Genomic DNA, 24,186 nt, shown 5'->3' on the forward strand with positions numbered 1-24,186 from the left:
GGAGTTGGGGATTGGAAATGTCGGTACGGCGGGAGTTGGCTGATGACGACCCACTCCGGACCATGGACAAAGAATAAACAGTTTGCGAATTCGGGATGAAGATGGCGGGGGGCGTGGAAATCGGGGCGGTGTCGCGGTAGGGTGATGGGCGTCACATGGACGCTTGCCGATGTTTTCCCACCACGAGAATTCGACATGAAACGCTTAACCGCTCTACCCGTTCTGCTGGCGATGTTGTCGCCTGCGTTCGCCCATCATCCCAGTGATAACGACCATCACCATCATGGCTCTTCGGTCACGATTCTCAACGAAGAGAACTGGAGTCACTTTGCGCCGCAGGGCAAAGAAGTCGATGCAATCTATGGTGACGCGGTTCTCAAGAACGAGCATATCACCGCTGTCATCGCGCAACCGATCGCGACCCGCAATGCGAACATGACCGTGCGGAATGTCGGCGGCTGTTTGATCGACCTCAGCGGCAACGGCAGCAAAGGCGATCAGCTCAGCGCGTTCTATCCGGGACGACGCACGTTCGCGTTTCGGAATCAAACCGTGACCACTGGTAGTTCCGCGCGAGTCGTGGATGGCAAACGGACCGAGAGTGCTCATGCGGAGGTCATTGTTGAGGCCGAAGCAATCGATGGTCGCCCGCATGTGAAAGTGCACTACCGCTTGGAAAACGGTCAACCGTTTCTAACGGTCACCACCGTTTACACCAACCAAAGCGAAAAACCACTGACCGTGAAAGTCGAAGACGACATTCGCTTCGACACGGGTAAGGAACAGGCCGTCAAATCCCCGAATGGCTTGAACGATCTATTCTTCATCCAAGATCAGTACTGGGGACACGCGATCGGTGTGCAACGGGTGAGTCCGCAGGACGGAATTCGTTCTCGCAGCGACTCCCGCTATTCGGTTCTCGAATACCTTGCCGATGACAAAAGCGAAGTCACACTACAACCGGGACAACGGCTCGAAGTTGCTCGTCGATTGATTCCCGGCGAAAATCTGTTGAAAGTCCAGGCGATCGCGGATTCGCTGCGTGGCAAAAAATTGCAACCGTTTATGGTCTCTATACACGACGGGCGTGATGAGCCAATTCCGTCGGCACTTGTTGCGATTAAGCAAAACGGCAAAACACGTGGCACTGGCCGGACGAACGAGCGTGGCGAGTTAGAGACACTCCTGCCCGCAGGGAAGTACGAGATCGACACCACCGTGCTCGGTGTGTCGCTTTCTGAACGGAGTTCGACAGAAGTCGAGATTGACTCCGTCAAAGACGATGGTGTGCATCAGACGATTCAGTTCGGTGATTGGAATCCCGGTCGTGTGGTGGCGAAAATCACTGACGACAACGGCAGACCGTTGGCCTGCAAAGTCGAGTTCCGTCCGCAAGGTGAGACGCCGAAACCGTATTTCGGCCCCGAAACCGCGGAATATGGCGTGATCAATTTGCAGTATGCCCCCCACGGAACGTTCGAACAAACGGTCCCCGCTGGCGAGTACGAAGTCATCATCAGTCATGGTCCGGAATACGATGCGATCACGCGGAAGTTGACCGTCGCTGAAGGCGAGACAACGAAACTCACCGGCAAACTGAAGCGAACTGTCGATACAACCGGCTGGATTAGCAGCGACTTTCACAGTCATAGTTCGCCATCAGGTGACAACACGGCCAGCCAAACCGGGCGGGTGATCAACCTTCTCTGTGAGCACATCGAGTATGCTCCGTGTACCGAACACAACCGCATCGATACCTACGTCCCGATTCTGAAGAAGCTCGGCATCGAAGACCAAGTCGCGACGGTTTCCGGAATGGAATTGACCGGCTCGCCGTTGCCGTTGAATCATCAGAATGTGTTCCCGATGATCCATCATCCCCATCGACAAGATGGCGGCGGACCGGTAACCGATGTCAGTCCGGAAACGCAAATCGAACGTCTCATGCTGTGGGACAACCGCAGTGAAAAACTGATTCAGCAAAACCACCCCGACATCGGTTGGCTGTTCTATGACAAAAACGGCGATGGCAAACCCGACGGTGGATACGCTCGCTCTCACGAACACATCCACGTCATGGAAATTCACCCGATCGACGTGGTGCTACGAAATCAGAAACAACTCAAGGACGGCGATTCGTGGGGCAACACACGGATCTTCAATTGGCTGCAACTGCTCAATCAGGGATACCGCATTCCCGGCGTGGTCAACACCGATGCCCACTACAACTACCACGGCTCGGGCGGGTTGCGGAATTGGATTCGTACCAAAACCGATAACCCTGCCGAGGTCGATTCCATGGATCTCGTGCGAGCCTCGAAAGCGGGGCATTTGGTGATGTCCAACGGTCCGTTCCTAGAGCTGACCATTTCCGAACCCGATTCGGACGAAACTTACGTTCCTGGGGACGAGTTCGAAACCAAATCCCGTACACTCACCGCGCATGTTCGGGTCCAATGTCCCAACTGGTTGGACGTGGACCGTGTGTTTCTGATGGTCAACGGACGAGTGCACTCCATGCACGACTATCGTCGCAAGACGCACGCGGACAAGTTCAAAGACGGTGTTGTGAAGTTCGATCAGGAATTGGAACTCGAAATCGCTGGTGACGCACATATTATTGCCGTGACCGGGGCGGAGAATCGCACCGTCGGTCCGGTGATGGGGCCCGCATGGGGATCCGCGAAACCGGCGGCAATGACCAATCCGGTATTCGTCGATACGGATGGCAACGGTTTCCAGCCCAATAAAGACACCCTTGGCGTACCGCTACCTGTCAAAATCCAACGATAGTGACACATTCGTCGGAATTTTCAGAAGCCCTTCGGACAATTCCGTCCGAAGGGCTTCTTGAATTATGCCGCATCACGAAAGTGACCGAATTCGGTATCGATGGTAAGTTCCTTTCAGCGAATAAGTTGCGTTCTTCGGCGCGACCTGCTGATTTCCGGGTGCACTTTTTACCGAGAATAGTTAAAATAATTCGCATGCATTGCGCATCATATTTATAATGCATGCTTGCCCTACCAATAAGCCGCGCTCCTCACCCGCCACCCAAAGACGGTCGTGAATCCTACCGGACAGCATCGGAATCCTAAGTAGGAGATTTCGGTCGTGTGTTGACGGTTTCATCGAGTTCGTTGCATATCTACCAACGGGAAGAATCGATCATGCTCAACCGCAGAGAAATGTTGCAAGGAATGGCAGCTGGCACCGGCGCCGCGATGACATTGCCCTTGCTGCCTAATCGTCTGTGGGCTGCGGATTCTAGCGGAACCACGCCCAAGCGAATCGTCTTCTTCATGCAGAACCAAGGGTTCGACCCGAAGACGTGTGTTCCCACCGGCATGAGAAGCAGCGGTTCGCTGGCGAAAGCCAAATTGCCCGAGCCGATCAGTGCTTTGGAACCCTACAAAGAACGACTGCACATTATCAACGGTTTGCACGGCAAACACACAAGCCCGTCACACAGTGCATTCTTTGGCGCATTGGGCGGCTATCGGGGTAGCGATGGTGTGCCGCCAAGCGGATCGACGATTGACTACGAACTCAGCAAGGTCCTGCCGCAAACGCTGCTGCCGCATTTGTGCATCGGCATGGACTCGATCGAGAACATGACGACGAAACCCACCATTGCCACACTCTCGGCGAGCGGTGCCGGTCAGCCGATCTTTATGCACTCGAACCCGAACCACTTGTATCAGATGCTCTACGGCGGCATCTCCACTGGTGACATCCGTTTGCAGCACGAAGCTCAATCGAACGTGTTGAATCAGGTCGAACAACTTGCAGCGGCCAAGGGGCAATCGTTGCCAAGTCTCGATCGTCGTCGCTACAACCAATACGTGGAAGGTTTCCAAGATGTCAACGGTTTGCGAGATCGTTTGGCGAAGGTCTCCGATCATCTGCAAAAGTTTGCTCCTAAAGTCGACGAACGCTATACCAAGCCAGAGTTCGAAACCGATTGGCACGATTGCCTGCTTGATCTCGGGATCTCTGCTCTGACATCCGGGATCACGAATACACTCACCATCGGTTCCGGACGCGGTGAGATCTTCGGAGCTTGGAAAGGGTTAGGTATCCAACAGCAGGGGCACAACCTCGGCCACATGGAACAACCCGACAATCCCATCTGGATCAAAATTCGTCAGTACAATAGCCAAATGTTGGTCCGCATTATGGAAGCCTTGGAAAGTGTGCCGGAAGGCAGTGGCACGATGATGGACCATACACTCATCGTCTACACAAGCAACAACGCTGATAAACAGCACACCAACGGAGCCAACTGGCCGGTGATGTTGCTAGGCAATTTTGACGGGGCGTTTAAAACCGGTTGCTTCACGCAGTTGGATGGAAAACGACCGATCAACGCACTCTACACATCACTCTTGCGAGCCGCCGGTGTCCATTGCGACCGCTTCAATATGGACGAGAAGATGGCGGGCAAATTCGATAACAGCACCGGGCCGCTCAAGGAACTGCTGGTATGACATGGGGCCGAATTGTCTTAGGGGTTGTGCTGGCGTGTGGTTTACGATCGGTTGTTAGTGCAGAGACTTACACGCCCGGACAAAGAATCGACGCTGATTTCGAGTCCCTACCGGGGCCGTTCATCGAGCAGCACTGTCTCGATTGTCACGGTGAAACCGATCCTGAAGCCGGACTTTCTCTGCACGATCTGGGACCGATCGACGAAGTCAACGCCGCCACTTGGAAAGCGGTCTGGGCACAAGTTACGCTCGGCGAAATGCCCCCCGAGGAAATGCCACAGCCGAAGATCGTTGAACGACTTCGGTTTTCCGATTGGGTCGTCGGCGAACTCACCGACGTCATGCGTGACAAGGGCGGATTCCACGATCATCGCGATCCGAACAAGGCGAACTTTCTGGATCACAACCTGCTGTTCGGTCCCCTGCCCGATGGGATCAAACTTGTTCCCACTTCGACACCTGCCCGCATTTGGCGGGTAACGCCCCAGGAACATATCACACGGCTCAATGAACTCATCAATTACGAATCGCCGTACGATCCTGAAAAGCCCGGCTTACGGACTCGTGGCGATGCGGTGCCCACCAATCACGGCGGAGAACTAAAACTCTATTTCGGCACCGATCGCATCATCAAATGGCAAGGCGGAACCGTCGCGTATGCGACCGCGGTGAAAAGTGTGCCGGCGGTGTTGTCGACGGCTCGCGATCACGGTCTCGAAAACTATCCGGATTTCTATACCGTCAATAGTGCCGAAGCGACGCAAATTATGAGCGTCGCTCAGGACATCATTCGCTACATGGCGTATGGTCCGCTGAGCATCGCGAATCCAGAGCAAATCACCGACGACCCGAACTCCTACAAAATGGAAGGCGACATCCGCGGTTTGCCGACGAGTCTGGTCTATAGCACCAAAGTGATGCGTCCGCTAACGCCAGTCTACGATCTCATGCGGGAAGACGGCGTTACTGATGAGCGATTACGGGCCGCTGTGGATTATCTCTTCGAAGCCCTCACCTTCCGTCCGCCGAGCGAGAACGAAACAGATGCGTACTTAACGATCGTAAAACAATCCATCGCGAAACTTGGGAAAGAAGACGGTGCCGTCTTGGGGCTGTCGGCTATCTTCCTCGATCGCGACGCGCTCTTCCGACCAGAACTCGCTGAAACCGGCCAACCAGATCGTCACGGACGTGTGATGCTGCAAGATTGGGAACTCGGTCTCGCGGTGAATCACGCGTTGCGGTACATCCAGCCCGATGCGGAACTTCGGGAAGCGATTGAATCCGGCCGAATGCGGACGCGGGAAGACGTCAAGCGGGAGGTCGAGCGGATGCTCAGCGATGACAGCATTCGTAAACCTCGGATCTTGCAGTTCTTCCGAGACTACTTCGATTATGATCTCGGCGGATATATCTGTAAGGATGCAAACGCGTTAGCACAGACCGGTGTGAACAATCGAGGAACTGCTCACTATTCGGCCATGTTCGGTGCCACCGCCAGTACGGATCGGCTGATCGAATTGATCTTGCAGGAAGATCGCGATGTGTTCAAGCAGTTGCTGACCACGGACAAGGTCGTGGCGACGAAAGCCGACAACATTTACTTCGGCAAGAAGAATACCCTGCAAGAGCGGCAAGCGTCGGTGGCGGCGGCTCGAAAGGCCGATGCGGAAGCCAAAGCCATGGAAGCTGCGGAACTGGCGGCTCTCGAGAAGGAAATTGCGGACCTCAAAGAAAAGTTAGAATCTGGCTCTGAAGACGATCGAGTTCAGAAGCGAGAATTGACACGCAAAGAACGTGAACTCGCGACTCTGAAGAAAAGCTTGGCAGCCAATCAGAGAAATCGTAGCAACGTCAACCACAATGTTACCGAAGCGAATCTGACGGGGCCGAAGATTTTCGCGCGTGTCAGTCGACGGAGTTTCGGCAGTGGTTCGATGAAGCCGGAACGGGTGTTGGCGAAGGCACCGGAAGGACAACGACTGGGAATTCTTACGCATCCGAGTTGGTTGGTGTCTCATTCCGATGCGATGGATAACCACGCCATCCGACGCGGGCGATGGATTCGCGAACGACTTCTCGGCGGCGGCATTCCCGACGTGCCCATCACGGTCGATGCGATGCTCCCGGACGAACCGAACAAAACACTACGGGAACGTATGCGGGTGACTCGGGAAACGTATTGCTGGACTTGTCATCAGAAGATGGACCCGTTAGGGCTTCCATTCGAGATGTACAATCATGCGGGGTTGTTTCGCGAGCAAGAACTGAATCAACCGGTCGATACCTCCGGAGAGATTATTGCATCCGGAGATCCGCAACTCGATGGCAAAGTCACGAACGCAATCGAAATGATCGAACGGATTGCGGAGAGTGAACGTGCTGAGCAAGTTTTTGTTCGTCACGCATTTCGGTTCTGGATGGGGCGTAACGAGACGCTCAATGACCGTCCGGTTCTCCAAGATGCCTACCGAGCGTACAAAGAAAACGGTGGGAGTATGAACGCGATGCTCGTCTCGCTTCTGACTTCAGATGCGTTTCTCTATCGCACCCGAAGCGAGACGTCCTTGACCGACGCGAAATAACGCAACCGATCTCCCAAGGTATTTTCTACGTCCAAGAATTCGATAACGCGTCGCATAGATCGTCTGCACGGTTCCCGGTTTCGTCTTATAGTTTTCGACAGGCCAGACGAAACTCTCGGGGCGATAGCCCGGTTGCTAGACGAAACTGGCGAGTGAACGCACTTTGATCTGCGTAGCCGGTGTCGAGGGCAATTTCTGATATGCTGACATCGGTTTGCTGCAGGGTTTGTTGTGCGTGATCGATGCGGAGTTTCAACAGCCATTGCCCTGCAGTGAGACCAAACACGCGGCGAATCCGACGGTCCAACTGATAGCGGGACATGCCCGCGATTGTTGCCAAGTCTTGCACACTGGGTGGTGTCGAGAGATTGGTTTCTGCGAACCGAATCGCGGTGGCGATATGTTGGTATTCTTCCATCGAAGAGTCCGGCAAACGCAAGTCCTGAGAGATGCCGACCAACCCCGCAATACTGCCGTCCTTTCGCGTGAGTGGCAGCTTGTTGGTCAGGCACCAGCCGGCTTCACCGGTTGGATAAATATGTAGTTCCAACTGCATCGAAAGAGGACGACCCGATTCGAGGACCTTCCGATCTTGCAGTTCGAAACTCTCGCCGAGCGGTGCACGAAAGACTTGGCTAGCCGTTTGCCCGATTAACTTCGATTTGGTCCGAAGTCCGCAACGGTCTACCGCTGTGTTGTTGACGACAACATACTGGCCGCTTGCGTTCTTGATAAAGAACACCACATCCGACAGACGATCGAAAAGCGTCTCACCGGTAAACGGCGGATCGAGTTCATCTAACAGTTTTCGGAGTGACGTCTCACTGGGCATTTCTGAAGTATGCGCATTTAGCAGTTCGCTGTCTTCATGTAGGCAGGATTTCGGGAGCAATTTCGATAGAATCGACTGTCATAGCAATGATGGCAAAGACTTCTAGTTGGCCCCCGTGAAATTCAGCTCTGCAAGACGACGGCAGGCATTGAATGGTTCAGGAGCGGGTCAACGAAGATGAAATTAGGTTCGAAGATGCGTCAAACGGTATTTGGGCTGAGTGTACTGAGTTTGATTGCCACAGCCGCGAGCGGGGCCGACGCTGATGGAGTCGAGCCACGACCGAACATTCTCTTCATTGCGATGGATGACTTAAACGATTGGGTGGGCGTCATGGGGGGCCATCCGCAAACCCTGACGCCGAACTTGGATCGGCTTGCAAACACGAGCATCCTGTTCACAAATGCTCATTGCCCGGCTCCGGCGTGTAATCCATCGCGTGCTGCGATTTTCACGGGACGTTCGCCCCACCGATCCGGTCTCTATTCCAATCGGCAAAAGATGAGGGAGGTCATGCCGACGGAGGAAATCATTCCCAAAACGCTCAGTCGGCACGGATATCAGTCCGCGGGGTCGGGGAAGTTGTTGCATTATTTCATTGATGCTCCGTCGTGGGATCTCTACTTCCCTGACAAAGCGACTGAAAATCCGTTTCCTCGGACACTCTATCCAGATCAACGTCCGCTGAGTCTACCTGTGGGAGGACCTTGGCAGTATGTGGAAACGGATTGGGGGCCGCTCGATGCGACTAACGAAGAATTCGGCGGTGACTACCTCGTCGCCAATTGGATCTCCCAACAGCTTTCCCAGGAACACTCCAAGCCGTTCTTTCTGGCCTGCGGGATTTATCGACCCCACGAGCCCTGGTTTGTCCCGAAAAAGTACTTCGAGCCATTTCCTCTAGACTCGATCGTGTTGCCGCCGGGATACAAAGAAGATGACCTTGACGACCTTCCATCCGAAGGTCAACGACGTGGCCCCAATCGGTACTTCGAGCACATTCGGAAGCAAGGACAATGGAAGCAGGGAGTGCAAGGATATCTTGCGTCCATTCATTTCGCCGATGCCATGCTGGGCAAGGTATTGGATGCACTCGATGCGAGTCCCTATTCCAAAAATACCATTGTGATGCTGTGGTCTGATCATGGTTGGCATTTGGGCGAAAAACAACATTGGCAGAAGTATACCGGTTGGCGTGTGTGTACTCGGATTCCGCTAATGATTCGAGTTCCGGCAGGAACCCCAGCATTACCATCCGGAACGACACCGGCCCAATGCAGTCAGCCGGTTAATCTGCTCAGTCTTTTCCCGACGCTGCTAGAGTTGTGTGGCCTCCCGTCGGAACCACAACATGATGGCCCGTCACTAGTGCCGTTGCTGAAAAATCCGAACGCCGATTGGCCTCACGTCTCCGTGACTCATCTCGATTCGCCGGGAAACTATTCTGTTAGCGGGGAGCGGTTTCGGTTGATTCACTATGCGAACGGCGAAGAGGAGTTGTATGACATTCAAGCTGATCCCTATGAATGGAAGAACCTTGCTGACGACACGCAGTTTGCGACGGAACGTACTGCCCTTCAACAACTCGCACCAAAGTCATTTGCGGCGAAACCAAAACCCAGCGTGGCTTCGTTGCCGGATTTGAATTGGCAGTCTCTCGATGACCAAGTCGATTCTCCGCCGTCAAAACCCGATGGTGGCACGTTTGAGGTTGTCTTCGTCAATAAACGCAAAGCCACGGTCAAGTTATGGTGGATCGATCGGGAAGGTCGTCCAAAACCGTACGGAGACATCGCGATGGGAAAACAGTTTCGTCAACGGACTCGTCCCGGCGCTGTCTGGATGATTACAACACCGGACGCCAGCCCACTTGGTTGCTTCACTGTCGGAGATCGTTCGGCTAAAGCCGTGATTCTCGATGACGCGGAAAAGAATCCGTGATGGGCGATTCGTTCGGAGAACCGTCGGGAACCTCGCTGTCGCGTAACGACGATCGAAGCTGACTTTTGCTACGCATTCGTCGATACAACCGTTACACTTGAACTGCATATATTCGAAAAGTTGAATCGTGAAACGTGCGACCGACCACAGACACGGCATGAGTTTCGATTGGTCGTAAGCCGAAGGAATTTGTACGCTGTCGGGCGTTCGTGACTTCTGTTGGTAAATTAGGGGCAAAGTGTAGATTGCTGGCCGATTGGAACCTGAAAAACACGTTTGGCGAATGGCAGGCGGAGAGGTATAGAACTTGGGGCTGCATTTCGAGAACGTCTACGTGTATCATCCCAATTTTCCACGGCAGACTAGCCCTTTGTGAGGGAGCAGGCACCAATGCCATTTGCGCCGTCTAATATCCTGCTATTGAGGCAGAAATTCGTTCCATGCCAGACAGCATAGAATCCACCGGCACCACGCATGAAGTTCCGTCTCGCCGTGTGTTGATCGTCGATGATGCCGCAGGTATCGCCACAATTACAGCGCGACTCTTCGCATTGATCGGTCATGAGACGATGGTTGCGTTAAACGGGAAGTCGGCGTTGGAAACGCATCGAGAATTTGCGTCAGAGATTGTCTTGCTCGATCTCGTTCTTCCTGACATGTCGGGATTCGATGTGGCGCGAGCAATTCGCGAGGCGGATTCGGTTCGTCGAACGCTGATCGTCGCGCAGACAGGGCATGCCGATCAAGAAAACCGCCAAAAAGCGTTCGATGCCGGGTTCGACGAGTACCTGGTGAAGCCCGTCGATGTTGCTGATCTGAAGAAGTTAGGGTCGCATCCTAAGCTGTCGGAAATCAACGGGATCCATTAATCCATTTCGATTGGTCAGCAATGGGTTCACCGCGGTCGGCTGCCCGCCGGTCTAGCGAAATCTCGGAGAAATCAGTCTGATTACTGGTCGTTTGTTTCTTGCTGGCAGGCGACGTCAACGAGCTCGGCAATTATCTTCTTCAATGGTTCGATACCATCCTGCTGAATCGTTTCGTAGATTTCGGCGAAACTGTCTGCATCCTCACGCATGCCTTTTAGGGCTTCGAGTCCGGTACATACGATTCCGAGCGGGGTCCGCACGTCATGGCCCAATTTCCGGAGTTGTTGCTGTCGCTCCGTGCGATCGGTGGACTGACCTTGTTCTGCAGACATTATGGTTTTCCTAATTTCAGAGCGGTTGAATCTAAGATTGTAATGGCTTCGGTCGCATGGAAGAGGAATGCACGGGCATTGCTGCGTCTACCGGGAACACGGAAGACCGGATAACCATCTCCGTCTCACAATTAACGAGATCTCGGTTTATGGTTCGCCAATAGCTGTTGTAAGACCGCTGGCTCCGCAGGTTTGACCAGGTGGTGATCAAAGCCTGCTTGTCGCGTTTTCTCTCGGTCTTCGTCCTGCCCCCAACCGGTCAAAGCGACCAGTAACATGTCGTGGCCCCACGACTGCTTACGAATATGACGTGCTGCTTCATAACCGTTCATCTTTGGCATCCCGAGGTCCATGAGAACGACATCCGGCAAGAATTCGGCCGCGACCTCGACGGCCTGCTGACCATCGTGAGCCGTGCGAACCTTGTTGCCCAGCATCTTAACGACCATTTTCAGCATTGTCGCTGCAGCCTTGTTGTCGTCGACCACAAGAATCCGAAGCGGTGTCGCCACGAATTCCTGCTCGTCGGCAGTCTCTTCGTTCCCAAGCGACTCCAGCATGATCGGCAATCGCACGCTGAATTCACTGCCTTTGTCCGGGCCGTCGCTACGAACTTCGATGCTGCCTTGATGCATATCGACCAATCGCTTGACTAAGGTCAGTCCGATGCCAAGCCCAGTGTATCCCTTCTCCAAAGGGCGATCGATCTGGGTGAACATCTCGAAGATATGGCCGAGCATGTCGGCGGGAATGCCGAGCCCGTTATCTTTCACAGCGACCACGACCTCGTTGTCTCGCTCCTCGACGTTCAGCCAGATCTGACCGCCTTCTGCGGTGTATTTCGCCGAATTGTTGAGCAAGTTCGAAAAGACCTGGGCCAGTCGGTTGGGGTCGCCATTGAGGTAAACTGTTTGGTCCGGCATCGTCACAGTCAACTTGTGACTCGCCTCGTCAATAAACGGCTTGGTTGCTTCGATGGCACTTTGAACGACATCCTGCAGGGCGACCCGACAGGTTCTCAACTCCAACTTGTCCTGAGTGATACGAGAAATGTCCAGCAGGTCATCGATCAAGCGGACCATCTGTTGAACCTGACGCTCCATCGTGCTGCGGATTTCCGACAGAGCTCCTGGGTTGTCTTCGATCATCTTCATCGCTTCCAGTCCCGTGCGGATCGGAGCCAGAGGATTCCGAAGCTCGTGCCCCAGTGTTGCCAAGAACTCTGTTTTGCGGCGATTGGCTTCGGACAATTCGGCAGCGACTTCCCGGAGTTCGTCTTGGAGACTCTTCGTTTCATGGATTTCGGTGTTCGAGCCGATCCACATCACAACTTGCCCTTCTTCGTCTCGCATGGGCAATGCCCGACTGATATGCCAGCGGTATTCGCCATTCGCTTGGCGAAAGCGGTGCTCGAACTGGAACGGCTCGCCCGTATCGATCGATCGCTTCCAGACCCGGATGTTCTCCTCTATGTCATCGGGATGAACGATGGATTGCCAACCCCAATTTCGAATCGATTCGAACGATTCGCCGGTAAACGTCATCCAAGTTGGATTGCAATAATCGACCTCACCTTGGGGAGTAGCCGTAAAGATTTTTTGCGGCATCGAGTCCATAATGAACCGCAATCGTTGCTCGTTTTTCCGCAGTGCGTCGACCGCTTTCCGCTCTTCGCTGACATCCCGAATCACCGCAAGCAAAGCTGGTCGGCCCGCAAATACGAACGAAGTACCTGCGACTTGAATTGAGATCAACTCGCCATTTTTTCGCACGTGTGTGCCATCGGCGTGGTACTTTTCGCCCGCCGTCACCTGTTTCACGAAATCGGCGAACTTGTGGTGATCCATGGGATGAACGATCTGTGTGCCCTGCATGCCCACCATTTCATCGTAGGCATAACCGTGCATTGCACAGGCAGCGGGATTGACTTCGATCAGCTGACCGTCGTAGTCGAAGATTAGCACCGCGTCGCTTGTCGATTCAAAGATGCTCCGGTACTGCGCTTCTTGCTCTCGTAACTTGACCTCTGCTTGTTTGCGGTCATGGATGTCGGTAACGGTCCCGACGTACCCCTGAAACTGCCTATTCTCGTCGAAGCGGGGCAATCCCAGGTCCACCGCCCATCGGTATTCGCCATCATGTCTTCGGAGTCGGTAATCGACGCTGAATGGAGCATGACGTTCGTTGGCACTTAAGAAGATTTCTTTTGCATGCTGGCGGTCGTCGGGATGAACGCACTCCACCCAACCGACGCCTAGATTCTGCGATTGGACGGTGCCAGTGAATTCACACCATTGCTGGCTGATGTAGGTACACTCAGCCGAAGGGTTGGTTACCCAGATCATCGTCGGAGCGTTATCCGCCATGCTGCGGAAGTGGGCTTCGCTCTCTCGCAGGGCGGCCTCAGCTTGTTTGTTGCTTGTGATATCGAGGGAGGCGGCAACGATATGTTTTGGTCGGCCCGTTTCATCACGAACCAGTGACACACTGTTGTTGACCCACACCAGCGAGCCATCGGGCCGCAGGTAACGCTTTTCGATCACGAAGGGCGTTCCATCGGAAACAGCCCGTTCGAATAGCGGCATATTGTGGGACAGATCATCGGGGTGGGTGATGTCCTGCATCCGCATCCCGCTCAGCTCTTCTGCGGAACGTCCCACGATTTCGCAGTAACGCTGGTTGGTCTCGACGAAGCGACCGGAAAGGTCTGTCTCAGCGATGCCGGCGAGGGTCTGCGAAAAGATGCCTCGGAATCGTTCTTCACTCTCCCGGAGCGCCGCTTCGGACTTGTTCCGCTCGGTCAGGTCGAGCATTGAGCCAACCATCCGAACGGGTTTGCCTTCGTCGCGGACAATTCGGCCTCGGTCAAAAACGTCGGCATACGACCCGTCTGCTCGTTGAAAACGGTATTCGTCGTTCCACAACTCCTCGTTGCCGTCGATGGCATGATGAATCCGCTCGGCCACGCGTTCTCGGTCCTCAGGGTGAATGTGTTCGACCCACCAGGAAGCATCCGTGTCGATCTGATCGACCGAAAAACCGAAATTCGTTTGGAGCCCCTCGTTCCATCGGACTTGGTTATTCAGAAGATTCCAGTCCCAGATGGCGTCATTCGCGGCCTGACCGACCAACCGATAGCGAAGTTCGCTCTCTTGCAAGGCTTGAACAGTCCGGTGGCGTTCGATGGCAATTCCCGCTGTGCGAGCTAGAAACTCCATGACTCGAAGTTCTTGGTCGCTGGGACGTCGTGGAACGTGTGAGTAAACTGCAAACGTGCCGAGAATGGCCTCTGTCGAAGAGAAAATCGGAACAGACCAACATGCTCGCAAGTTATGAGGGAGGGCAAGATCACGGTAGTCGTTCCACAGGGGATCGGTCGCGATATCGTCAACTACCACGAGTTCGCCCCGGTAAGCTGCTGTCCCACATGATCCACAGTCTGGACCAATCGGTACCGTTTTCAAAGCCTTTGCATACTCTGCCGGGCAGCGATTCCCTGCCGCGGGGCGAAGGGATGTTCCACTCTCGTCCGTCAGTAGGACGGTAGCGATGCCTTCTCCGGCGATGTGTTGCTCGAGGGCAAGGCATACCGCATCGAGAATGTCAGGCAACGGGCCATCGTGAATGACTTGCTCTAAGACCTTGTTCTGGTTCGAGAGAAGTGCTTCTTCTCGCCGCCGCTCCGTTACGTCTCGGAACACCAGCACGCAGCCAACAATTTTTCCATCTCCGCCGCGAATGGGGGCAGCACTATCATCGATGGGACGTTCGGAACCATCCTTGGCGATCAGAACCGTATGGTTTGCCAGACCGACGACCACTCCCTCGCGGAGCGCCCGCTCGGCCGGGTTTTCGACAGTCTTTCGTGTGCCTTCGTTGATGATCTGGAAGACCGTATTGAGCGCTTGTCCGACTGCCTCGGAATGCTTCCAACCGGTGAGCGATTCGGCCACACCATTGAGGTTCGTAACCCGGCCGTCGATGTCTGTGGTGATGACAGCATCGCCAATACTGGACAGCGTTACGCTTAACAAGTCCCGTTCGTTTTGAAGTTCTTCTTCGGCCCGTTTTCGCTCGGTAATGTCCATGACGACGCCGACCAGTCGCAACGTATTCCCTTTCTCATCACCGACTGATTGGCCACGGTCTTCCAGCCAAATCGTCTGCCCGTTGTCAGGCCGGACGATGCGGAACTCACTCAGGTAGGTTCCCCCCTCTTCGATCGCTCGCTCGATGGTCGCGCGATGTCGTTTGACGTCATCGGGGTGCAGCAGGTTAAAGCCAAATTCGAGGTCATCAATCTGCGTTCCGGGTGGCAGTCCGAGAAGTTCAGCAGCATTGTTCGAGACAACGACATGTCCGTTGATCGGATCGATCTGCCAAGTCACCATCCGAGCAGCAGCGAGAGCCATTCTCAGCCGCTCCTCGCTTTCGCGAACGGCCTGTTCGGACCTTTGTCGCAACTGAGCAATTTGCAAGTGAGCCGCTACCCGGGCCATCAATTCACGTGCACTGAATGGTTTCACCAAGTAGTCGTCGGCACCCGCTTCCATGCCTTCAACCCGGCTTTCCTCGCCGGCACGGGCCGAGAGCATGATGACCGGAATCGCACGTGTCCGAGACTTTTTCCGAAGTGCTCGTAGGAGTCCGAAGCCATCGAGTCGGGGCATCATGACGTCCGACAAGATTAAGTCTGGTGGTTCTCGCGTAGCTTCCTGTAATGCCGCCTCACCATCCGTCACGGATACGACGGAATACTGCTCAGCGAGCAAACGCGTGACGTACTGCCGCATATCGGCGTTGTCGTCCGCCACTAACACTCTCGGGCGTTGAGACTGTTCCTCCGATTCTGTACCAACAGCGGGAACTGAAATCGGTTCATCGTAGGCTGGCAGGTCGGTGTGGTGTTCCTCTGGCGTTTCGTCCGGAAGCCAGCGAAGAGCCTCCTCGACATACGGTGTGGCACCAGTGCTCGTCGAAGCGAGGCTACGGGTTTCTCCGACCTGATCGGGAGGCAGGTGAGACGATCCTAAAGGCAAGGTGACAGTAAAGGTTGTCCCCTGTCCGACGACACTCTCAGCGGCAATACGGCCGCCGTGAAGTTTGATCAACTCTTGAACCAACGCTAGTCCGATCCCGCTTCCTTCGTGCGTTCGACCTTGAGCGTTTGCGATGCGGTGAAACCGTTCGAACAGTCGCGGGATTTCTTCTGCCGGGATACCGGTGCCCGTGTCTTGGACATGCAGTTCGACGGCGTCTTCCACCTGCTGAAGTGTCACCGTAATCTCGCCTTCGTAGGTAAATTTGAAGGCATTCGACAGCAAATTGAGAACGATCTTTTCCCACATGTCTCGGTCCACGAAGACCAGCTCTGACAATGGGCGACAATCGACGACCAACCGCAATCCGGCCCGTTCACAGGCCGCGCGAAAAACGCTGGCCAATTCCGTCGTGAACGCAGTGAGGTCGGTTGGTTGAAAAGCCGCCCGAACTCGACCGGCCTCGATCCGAGAGAAATCCAGTAACGAGTTGACCAACCGCAACAGCCTTAAACCGTTCCGATTGACTACTTCCAACTGTCCCTTCGCGGAAGGCGAAAGTTCGGTATAGCTTCGAGAGAGCATGTCCTCGACGGGACCAAGCATGAGCGTCAGCGGCGTTCGGAATTCATGACTGACGTTCGAGAAGAACGTCGTCTTAGCACGGTCCAACTCCGCCAGCGCTTCGGCACGCTTTCTTTCCTCCTCGTAAGCCCGTGCATTGGCGATCGCGGTGGAAATCTGTCCGCCAGTTAGATCGAAGAATCCTCGATAATCGTCGTCAAACGGAAGGCGAGGACTCACCCCCGCGACCATGAATCCGGCGACTTGCGTCTGCCCAGGTTTGGCCAATGGCAGGACCATCGCCTGTTGCGGTGGCTCCGGCCAAATTCCAACGGACATCGCAGCCAGTTGACTCGATAGATCGTGGACCTCGACACTTTTCCCGGTCTCAATGGCTCGGCGGAACGGCCACGGACAATTCTCGTCGTCCAACTCGATGGTCGCGGGACTTGCAGCCGTTTCCGCACTCAAGCCGGTACTGCCGGCAAGTCTCGCCTGGATCCCGTCCCCATCCAAAAGATAAAGTAGTACGAACGGCAAATCATGCGGATTGTTCGCGAGAATTTCAGCCGCTCTCTGGCATGAATCATCAACCGATCTGGCTTCGTCCGTCGTCCGGGCCGCCAACTCTCGGAGTGTGCGTAGCCGACGTTCGCCAATCGTCCGTTCGGTATCTTCGGTGACGACGCACAACATCCCGCCGATTGCGCCACTGTCATCGGGCAAAGGGCTATAAGAGAACGTGTGATACGTCTCTTCGGGAAAGCCTTGCCGTTCCAAAAAAAGCAGTAGTCCCTCATCCCAAGTGGCTTCGCCGGTCTCGATAACCGATTCGGCCCGTGGACCGACGTCGTCCCAAATTTCCGACCACACTTCTTTGGCCGGTCGTCCTAAGGCCCACGGATGTTTTGGGCCGAGTGTCATTTTCGCATACGCATCGTTGTAGAAGAAGACAAACTCGGGCCCCCACCCCAACCACATCGCGTACCGCGAGCCAAGCATGATCCGCACGGCGGTCTTCAGACCATAAGGCCACTCCGACATTGGGCCAACGTGCGTCTGCGACCAATCAAATGCGCGGGTCCGTTCCCCCATCTCGCCACCGCCGACAAGAAAATTTTGGTCGTTGTTGTCCATTTGATTTTGGCGGTCCTTTTGCGTCCGTACTCCCGAGTCGAGCAAACATGTTACAGAGTCATGACCGGATATGCACAGTCACGACGCAACATACACAGCTTCGCCTCGACAAGAAATAGGGCAAACAACCAGATAATATGAATAGGCAGTTCCCGAGATTGATCAGGGCGGGTCAGCGTTCGATCCCCAAATTCTCTCCCAGCGACATGCGGCAGCGGTTATCGTTCTATACGTATGACAGGTGAAACACTACTGCATTGAGGTTTAAAGGCTTATCATAAATAGGGTTACGTTCTTCTGCTTTGATTTGCGTTCAATTGCGATACCGCACCCGAAACGTCACATTGTCAAAGAATCCGCCATTCTATTGCATTTTAGTTGATCCCGGGACGAAGGACGTTATTTATGTACAGACCATTTCTGATGATCGCACTGCTGGCTCTTGAAAGTGTATTTCCAATGAATATTGAGGCTGCCGAACCGGCTATTGTCGCGCATCGGGGGCTGCTGTCTCACGCACCGGAAAACACGCTTGCCAACTTTCGGGCTTGCCTCGAACTTCGACTGGGCTTCGAATTTGATGTCGAAAAGACGAAAGACGGGCACTTGGTTTGCATCCACGACAGTAGCGTAGATCGAACCACCAACGGCACCGGCAAGATCTCCGATCTGGCGCTCTCACAGATCCGTGAACTGGATGCAGGGAGTTGGTTCAATCCAAAATTTGCGGGGTTGAAGGTGCCAACCGTGGATGAAGTCCTAAGTCTCGTCGCAGAATATCGGCAGCACGATGTTCTGATTGCCGTCGATCTCAAAGCGGAAGCGGTCGAAGAGGACATGGTTCGACTGGCGGAACAGCATCAGATTCTTTCTAAGCTGCTATTCATCGGACGCACAATTTCCGAACCGACGGTCCGGAAGCGTCTCAAGAACGGATCAAAAGAAGTTCAGTGTGCTGCGGTGGCAAACAATACCCAAGAGTTTGGGGCAGCACTGAGAGATGAACAGGCAACATGGGTTTACTTTCGCTTCTTGCCAACGAAGCAGCAGATGGAAGCGGTTCATGCAGCAAAGAAGCGAGCCTTCATTGCCGGACTCACAGTGAGTGGTCATGAGGCTGACAACTGGAAGCATTGCGAGGACGTCGAGCTCGATGCGGTCTTGACGGACTATCCGCTGGAAATGCGGCAAATCTTGCGAACAAACTGACCAATCTAGTGTGAGCTACAGTCGGTTTGGATCACGTGAACAGGCTCGGGTACTGCCGAATCGATCCCCGTCTGCTTCAGCAGTGCGTTCACGTTTTTGAGGCAGTCAGCCAGCGATCGAGTTGGTTCGCGAACGTTTGCCGATCTTTGTCCGTCAACGCAGCCGGCCCTCCCGTGATTTGGCCGCCGCCGCGAAGTTCATCCATCAGATTTCGAGCGGCCAGTCGCCCGCCTACGTTGTCCTCTGTGTAAAGTGTTCCCCGAGGACTCAAAGCCTGCCCACCGGCTGCGACCACTTCGGCAGCTAACGGAATGTCAGCGGTGATCACTAGGTCGCCGTCTTCGACTCGTTCAACGATGTATTGATCCGCGATGTTTGCTCCGGCCGGAACGAGTATGCTCTCGATGAACTCGGACCGAGGAATTCGAAGCGGCTGATTGGCCACCAAGGTCATCTGGGTCTGTGTGCGTTTTGCGGCTCGATACAGCAACTCCTTGATATCGCTTGGACAAGCGTCGGCGTCGATCCAGATTTTCATAGGATTGATTTCTTTAGAATTCGATTCGGCGTGTTATCAAAGTTTTGTCAAAGGAATTTGTCGGTTCATTTGTCCGTCCAAGTATCCAGACCGACGTTAGTCGCTGCAGGGATATTTGGGACGTAGACATTCTCGATGGGAGTCGACAGATTTCCGGATTTCCAGTTACTCTTGATGTTCCGCTGCTGGGCCACATGTTCGCTCATGTCGACAATTTCGATGATCTCACTTTTTCCATACGCTTCTAGCGTCGCGCCCCGAAGACCGAGTTGAATTGCACGACGCTCGCATTTGTTGCCCATTGGACCATGGTCGGGGTCCCACTGAAGTCTCACGTCCGAACGGGCCACCGCTGCCTTCCACTCGTCATGGCTCTCGAATAATTCGGGAACGAAAGTCGAGGGTACGGCTTGTTCCAAAAGTAAATCAAAAAACGAACGTCGCAAACGAATCGCTAGAACGACTTCTTGCCCCTGTGAGCGTCCCCAATCGCTCCGATACATCATCCACAAAAAGTTCGGCTTAATCCAACTCATCCGATTGTAACTAAACTCGCCGCCGAAGTTGCCATGCTCGACAGCGAAGTTTCCGATCTCGGGGCGATAGGCCTGATATACGAGGATCGTTTCTTCATCGAACTGAGCGAGAATATGACGCCCAGATGTGGGCCAACGACGAACCTGCTCGGCGTAACTCGCATATGAGATCACTATTGGTCCTTCTTTTTCCAAGACTATCGTTGCGTTTCCAAGGTCATGCAAATTCAACTTGCAAGTCCGTCACGTCTCATCCGCTAACATAACTCGTCCAAGCAGGTAGCGATGTCGTGGTGGCGGGCCAAGCAATTGACTGCCCGACGAATCGTCGTTTCACTAAGGCATTCCTTGATCTTGGAATACTTATGTCGCTGACGCCATGCGAACACGTACGAGCAGATCGTTCAATGCCGCTGCACCAATCGGCTGTTCTGGGAGATCGCTTTGCTCGAAGGCTGTTTCAAGTTCGGCTCGCAATCGCTCATACTCCGTTTCATGAAACGAAAGGTCGACCTCATCGAGCGTGCCTTTTTCGGGGCCGGTAATCTTTCGATCGATGAGTTCTAACAGATAGGGCAACTTGAACGTCTCATTCAGACGTACTAAGTTCGCCTCGACCTCGCCAGTTCGCATGAGGTGAATACCCGTCAGCAGTACTCGATAAACATACAACAACGGCTTGACTCTTGGCGGATTATCTTTGCCGAACAACTTCCACTGGGATGCTGCAAACCCAAGATAGTGATAGGCGTGATATTTTGTCAGACAGTTGCTAGCAATTGCCCTTAGCTCTTCGTGTTCCGGTGTCGTGTGGACAACGAGGGGAGACAGAATTTGCTCCATGACATAGCCGTTCTTCTTGAGCATCAGCCCGAAGAATTTCTTGGCATCGTGTGTGACGAAATCGATCTCCATGCCGCCATAAATGCCTGACATCTCGATTGTCTCTTTACCGGTCTTCAACCCGATCACGTCTTCGAGCGGCAACAGATGCGTCCCTCGGAGATCATAGTCAGAATCGGGCGATGGAAAGCCGTAAAGATGCGCACCGCTGATCGTAGCGAACATTAGTGGATAGGGATGTGCAACAACATGTTGATTCAATACAGCCTCAATCATCATTCCACCATCCGTCCATTTCGATCTGTTTTGATTTCAGATTGTCGAGTACTTCGTCCCAATTCGATTCTGGCGTCAACTCATAAGGCCAAAGTCCTAGAACGCCGAAGTGCCAGTCTGGACGCTCAGAAATGACTTTCATCTCCGATGCAACTCGCTCGGGAACCCAATCAGCCTCGCCACTCAGAACATCGGAAATCACATGCCAGCCAGTAGGAAGCGGATAGACCGCGTCAACCTGGTCGAGAATCCGCATCCATGCGCCCTCGGCTTTATCAAATTGATGACCGCCGCTTTCAACAATGCTCCAGAGCAAATGCCATGGAAAGAACTTTTGGAATGCATCGTCGTGCATAAGAACCCAATCCCGGAGGTTTGTCGCACCTTCCATTTTCATCCATTGGAAGCCAAAACTCTTGACTAGGATTTCGCCCCAGGCACATGTAAAGCCGTAGCCATTATCTTGATACCAGTGCTCGCCTCCGAACTCATAAAAGTCGAAATCGAGATCGCCGAAGTTTCCTGGTGCAGCAGTCCACTGATACCGAAGGTATTGATAACGGTCGGAAAACCGGTTGTTGAAGTTCTCGTTAAACTTATCGCACGCTGATTCAATTGTCTTGATTTCACTGCTATCCAACGGTTGCAGTGAACTAGCGTCAAACGTCGGCCATTGGTTTGAATTCATCATGACAATCTCTTCGCTATGAACGCTCTTAGTGCATATCGGCGGGTGACATGTCGAATCCACGCCGGTCACCGTCCGACCGGCCATCGGCTAGATTGTACGCCTGCGAGCTGATGATCTCGATGAGTCATAGGTATTCTCGAATTTCCTTCAACCGCTCTCGACTGTTCGCATCTCTCAGTGCGGATGCTCCCTCGTTAAGAATACGCGCGACGAGCATACCGATCGGTTTATTTAAATTAAGTTTATTCGTCTCGACTTCGATGAAGATGCGATCGATTTGTAGGGCTAACAATACTGTCATACCGTCAAGGATCTCGTCAACCTTTGTTGCCAAAGGCGCCATTTCAGTAACCGACTTCCAAAACTTATCAGCCCGTCGCTTAGAAACCGAAGCGGATTCGTGAAACCGCTCAACAGCCATTTCGTCTTCCGCACACCAGAGATTCTCTGTCAGCGTGAACAATCGGAAAACAGTTCCATCCGGTCGTTCTACGATGCGGAGAACCGTCTCTGCATGAAACGATGGAAGACAAAGTAGTTCCACCTTGCGCACGACCGGTTCGCTCTCTTTCCGAGAAAGCTTTCTTCGAACCCGCTGCCGATATTGATCGATAAAGTCGTTCATGTCTTGTGTCTCGCTTCCACGCCGCTTGAAGACTCCCATTGACGTTGACGATCCCACCCGTAGAAAAAGAACCTCGTATCCATAGTGTTCATCGACGCGATTGGCCTAGTCCTGAGGTTCCTCACGGCTTTTTCTTGAAGCGATGTTGGCGTGACGGGATTTACTGGCGGAACGTGTCTCTCACATGACGATGGAATCCGGTTGGGCCTTGGCAGCACGACTGTCTGAGGACAGGCGAGTTCGAATCGGACTCGTTCGCAGACAGGCAATCGTGGTGGGTCAATCGTTGACATATTGGCCGAGCAGAAAGTTCCCTAGAAGCATCGATACTGTTCAACTGCGAGAGAGAATGTCGATTCATCGTAATGTGTCGTACGGCAGGTCACCGGTCAATCAAGGACCTTACGAATTCGCCATATTCGTCTTTCATGGGCAACTCGAAGTCTCGGCGAATTCGCCTTCGAGAAGCTGTGACGTTTTCTTGCGTGATCGGATTGACCGAAGGTTTATCGTACTCTTCCCAATACAATCCGACACCGCGTTTTTGCCAACTGGGGAGATCGTTAAAGTTGATGCCGTACTGAAACAGAAACTCATTCTTTTGGCTGACCGACCGGCCGAGTAGTTCCATTGTGGCTTGCTGCTCGCTCCGACCTTGCTTGCGGAGGGTCCAGTAACACCACGAATTCAACGCATTCCGGGCGGCATCTTCGTTTCGCCAGCGAAAGTAGTCAACAACGTGTTCAACCGTCGGCAGTTGCGAGATGCGACAGTCGAAACACACCGGTTGCCCGAGTTTCAGCGAAAACTGCGCACTTGCCTCGCCAGCGAGTGTCGAGTTGTACTTGCGAAGTTTCCGTGCAAAGAGTTGCTCCTCAAGATCGAACAACAGGGAAATCTCATCACTTTCCGTATAGGCGTAGACGACACGGTAGCCACACGTCATCAACGCTTCAGCGGTCGACACCATTAGGTCGCGAAAACGCTCATCAAAAGGCGATTCGAATTGGCAAACGTCTTTCGTGAGCCGCGTAAAACTGCGACCATCCAAACGTGCGACCATATTCAAACCGGGAAGTACACAAAAATCGGCGGCTGTTTCGAAGACACGCATTTTCTGGTCGAGTTCGTCAAACTTCATCATTCCACTCCGCAACGACGAAACCGGCTGCAGTCAGTCGGACATAAAACAGTTGGCTAAAACCCTCACTTAACGCAGGTTTCTGAAGTTCAGTAGCCTTCGAACGAATAGCAACTTCCGGAACTTGCGTGTCTTGGGATCGCTCTGCGTTTCGTTGTAGACAGTCGGCGACTCGCGATTCGAAATAGTACCCATAAATCGCGTAGGGCCGACGAGCCATTTTCACAACATCAATCAGTCGCGCCCGCTCAGCGATTGTGGTGTTGGTGTTATCGATGACGAATCGTTGGTCGGTTTCGAGACAAAGATTGAGAAGACGATCTTCGCGGTGCCGAGTTCTCAGAAGATCGCGACTAATTCGAACGTGTGTGTTGAAGTATCGTTCCTTGTAAAAGGACGACTTTCCCGAAGCCGGGAGACCAACGAATATAATTGATTCCATTTCACACTCCAAATCCGTCGAGTCCAATGCGAACAGCCCAGTCGGTCACTAAGAACCAAATGAGGCTAGACTGTTTCGAGGGATATGCTTCCACGC

The 24,186-nt window shown here is 53.6% G+C and carries 17 protein-coding genes; 6 read left to right on the top strand and 11 right to left on the bottom strand.

All coding sequences use genetic code 11. The features are described from left to right. The coding region (locus AC5DDB_RS20760; RefSeq protein ID WP_491741679.1) for a hypothetical protein at positions 1-197 on the bottom strand (197 nt) is incomplete at its 3' end. On the opposite strand from AC5DDB_RS20760, the gene AC5DDB_RS20765 reads away from it, so the two are divergent. From AC5DDB_RS20765 to AC5DDB_RS20775, 3 genes are all read left to right on the top strand, one after another. Then, positions 196-2,793, top strand: a complete 2,598-nt coding sequence (locus AC5DDB_RS20765) for a CehA/McbA family metallohydrolase (RefSeq protein WP_491741680.1) — start codon at positions 196-198, stop codon at positions 2,791-2,793. The two genes, AC5DDB_RS20760 and AC5DDB_RS20765, sit on opposite strands and share 2 nt — an antisense overlap. A gap of 377 nt (positions 2,794-3,170) precedes the next feature. Beyond that, positions 3,171-4,490, top strand: a complete 1,320-nt coding sequence (locus tag AC5DDB_RS20770; protein WP_491741681.1) for a DUF1552 domain-containing protein — start codon at positions 3,171-3,173, stop codon at positions 4,488-4,490. After that, positions 4,487-7,075 carry a DUF1588 domain-containing protein gene (locus AC5DDB_RS20775; RefSeq protein ID WP_491741682.1) on the top strand — a complete coding sequence of 863 codons (2,589 nt, stop codon included), beginning with the start codon at positions 4,487-4,489 and terminating at the stop codon, positions 7,073-7,075. Before AC5DDB_RS20770 ends, AC5DDB_RS20775 begins: the two co-directional genes overlap by 4 nt. Positions 7,076-7,160: 85 nt before the next feature. On the opposite strand, the gene AC5DDB_RS20780 is transcribed toward AC5DDB_RS20775, so the two are convergent. Then, a complete protein-coding gene (locus AC5DDB_RS20780; RefSeq protein WP_491741683.1) occupies positions 7,161-7,907 on the bottom strand; it encodes an AraC family transcriptional regulator in 747 nt (248 codons plus the stop codon). Positions 7,908-8,102: 195 nt separating this feature from the next. Here AC5DDB_RS20780 and AC5DDB_RS20785 point away from each other — a divergent pair, with 195 nt between their 5' ends. Further along, positions 8,103-9,848: a sulfatase-like hydrolase/transferase gene (locus AC5DDB_RS20785; protein WP_491741684.1), complete on the top strand. Its 1,746-nt coding sequence runs from the start codon at positions 8,103-8,105 to the stop codon at positions 9,846-9,848. Positions 9,849-10,288: 440 nt separating this feature from the next. Further along, positions 10,289-10,717, top strand: a complete 429-nt coding sequence (locus AC5DDB_RS20790; protein ID WP_491741685.1) for a response regulator — start codon at positions 10,289-10,291, stop codon at positions 10,715-10,717. A gap of 80 nt (positions 10,718-10,797) precedes the next feature. On the opposite strand, the gene AC5DDB_RS20795 is transcribed toward AC5DDB_RS20790, so the two are convergent. Together AC5DDB_RS20795 and AC5DDB_RS20800 are read right to left on the bottom strand one after the other, a co-directional pair. Next, positions 10,798-11,049, bottom strand: coding sequence for a hypothetical protein (locus tag AC5DDB_RS20795; protein ID WP_491741686.1), 252 nt, complete (start codon positions 11,047-11,049; stop codon positions 10,798-10,800). 131 nt (positions 11,050-11,180) lie between these two features. Beyond that, the gene (locus AC5DDB_RS20800; RefSeq protein ID WP_491741687.1) at positions 11,181-17,789 is read right to left on the bottom strand and encodes a PAS domain S-box protein; all 6,609 of its coding nucleotides are present in this window, start codon (positions 17,787-17,789) and stop codon (positions 11,181-11,183) included. A gap of 459 nt (positions 17,790-18,248) precedes the next feature. Between AC5DDB_RS20800 and AC5DDB_RS20805 the strand changes: the two genes are divergently transcribed. Further along, complete coding sequence (locus tag AC5DDB_RS20805; protein WP_491741688.1) at positions 18,249-18,998, top strand: glycerophosphodiester phosphodiesterase; 750 nt, start codon at positions 18,249-18,251, stop codon at positions 18,996-18,998. A gap of 88 nt (positions 18,999-19,086) precedes the next feature. On the opposite strand, the gene AC5DDB_RS20810 is transcribed toward AC5DDB_RS20805, so the two are convergent. The 7 genes from AC5DDB_RS20810 to AC5DDB_RS20840 form a co-directional block, all read right to left on the bottom strand. Continuing rightward, positions 19,087-19,536, bottom strand: a complete 450-nt coding sequence (locus AC5DDB_RS20810; RefSeq protein ID WP_491741689.1) for a YaiI/YqxD family protein — start codon at positions 19,534-19,536, stop codon at positions 19,087-19,089. 65 nt (positions 19,537-19,601) lie between these two features. Next, complete coding sequence (locus tag AC5DDB_RS20815; RefSeq protein ID WP_491741718.1) at positions 19,602-20,249, bottom strand: DUF4291 domain-containing protein; 648 nt, start codon at positions 20,247-20,249, stop codon at positions 19,602-19,604. Between the two features lie 186 nt (positions 20,250-20,435). Beyond that, positions 20,436-21,194 carry a nucleotidyltransferase domain-containing protein gene (locus tag AC5DDB_RS20820; protein WP_491741690.1) on the bottom strand — a complete coding sequence of 253 codons (759 nt, stop codon included), beginning with the start codon at positions 21,192-21,194 and terminating at the stop codon, positions 20,436-20,438. Then, positions 21,184-21,882 (bottom strand): hypothetical protein, encoded by a 699-nt coding sequence (locus tag AC5DDB_RS20825; RefSeq protein ID WP_491741691.1) that lies wholly within the window; start codon positions 21,880-21,882, stop codon positions 21,184-21,186. The genes AC5DDB_RS20820 and AC5DDB_RS20825 overlap by 11 nt, the downstream gene beginning before the upstream one ends. Before the next feature lie 124 nt (positions 21,883-22,006). Beyond that, positions 22,007-22,507 (bottom strand): hypothetical protein, encoded by a 501-nt coding sequence (locus tag AC5DDB_RS20830; RefSeq protein WP_491741692.1) that lies wholly within the window; start codon positions 22,505-22,507, stop codon positions 22,007-22,009. A gap of 382 nt (positions 22,508-22,889) precedes the next feature. After that, positions 22,890-23,648 carry a tRNA(His) guanylyltransferase Thg1 family protein gene (locus AC5DDB_RS20835; RefSeq protein ID WP_491741719.1) on the bottom strand — a complete coding sequence of 253 codons (759 nt, stop codon included), beginning with the start codon at positions 23,646-23,648 and terminating at the stop codon, positions 22,890-22,892. Further along, a complete protein-coding gene (locus tag AC5DDB_RS20840) occupies positions 23,638-24,090 on the bottom strand; it encodes an AAA family ATPase (protein WP_491741693.1) in 453 nt (150 codons plus the stop codon). Before AC5DDB_RS20840 ends, AC5DDB_RS20835 begins: the two co-directional genes overlap by 11 nt. Between the last annotated feature and the right edge of the window lie 96 nt (positions 24,091-24,186).

This window comes from Thalassoroseus sp. (assembly GCF_984380535.1).

Excerpts from the sequence above, each read along its gene's own strand:
- AC5DDB_RS20790 (WP_491741685.1), top strand. The coding sequence starts at position 10,289 with ATGCCAGACAGCATAGAATCCACCGGCACCACGCATGAAGTTCCGTCT.
- AC5DDB_RS20780 (WP_491741683.1), bottom strand. The coding sequence starts at position 7,907 with ATGCCCAGTGAGACGTCACTCCGAAAACTGTTAGATGAACTCGATCCG.
- AC5DDB_RS20805 (WP_491741688.1), top strand. The coding sequence starts at position 18,249 with ATGAATATTGAGGCTGCCGAACCGGCTATTGTCGCGCATCGGGGGCTG.
- AC5DDB_RS20810 (WP_491741689.1), bottom strand. The coding sequence starts at position 19,536 with ATGAAAATCTGGATCGACGCCGACGCTTGTCCAAGCGATATCAAGGAG.
- AC5DDB_RS20765 (WP_491741680.1), top strand. The coding sequence starts at position 196 with ATGAAACGCTTAACCGCTCTACCCGTTCTGCTGGCGATGTTGTCGCCT.
- AC5DDB_RS20785 (WP_491741684.1), top strand. The coding sequence starts at position 8,103 with ATGCGTCAAACGGTATTTGGGCTGAGTGTACTGAGTTTGATTGCCACA.
- AC5DDB_RS20770 (WP_491741681.1), top strand. The coding sequence starts at position 3,171 with ATGCTCAACCGCAGAGAAATGTTGCAAGGAATGGCAGCTGGCACCGGC.
- AC5DDB_RS20795 (WP_491741686.1), bottom strand. The coding sequence starts at position 11,049 with ATGTCTGCAGAACAAGGTCAGTCCACCGATCGCACGGAGCGACAGCAA.
- AC5DDB_RS20835 (WP_491741719.1), bottom strand. The coding sequence starts at position 23,648 with ATGAAGTTTGACGAACTCGACCAGAAAATGCGTGTCTTCGAAACAGCC.
- AC5DDB_RS20800 (WP_491741687.1), bottom strand. The coding sequence starts at position 17,789 with ATGGACAACAACGACCAAAATTTTCTTGTCGGCGGTGGCGAGATGGGG.
- AC5DDB_RS20840 (WP_491741693.1), bottom strand. The coding sequence starts at position 24,090 with ATGGAATCAATTATATTCGTTGGTCTCCCGGCTTCGGGAAAGTCGTCC.
- AC5DDB_RS20825 (WP_491741691.1), bottom strand. The coding sequence starts at position 21,882 with ATGATGAATTCAAACCAATGGCCGACGTTTGACGCTAGTTCACTGCAA.
- AC5DDB_RS20820 (WP_491741690.1), bottom strand. The coding sequence starts at position 21,194 with ATGATGATTGAGGCTGTATTGAATCAACATGTTGTTGCACATCCCTAT.
- AC5DDB_RS20775 (WP_491741682.1), top strand. The coding sequence starts at position 4,487 with ATGACATGGGGCCGAATTGTCTTAGGGGTTGTGCTGGCGTGTGGTTTA.
- AC5DDB_RS20830 (WP_491741692.1), bottom strand. The coding sequence starts at position 22,507 with ATGAACGACTTTATCGATCAATATCGGCAGCGGGTTCGAAGAAAGCTT.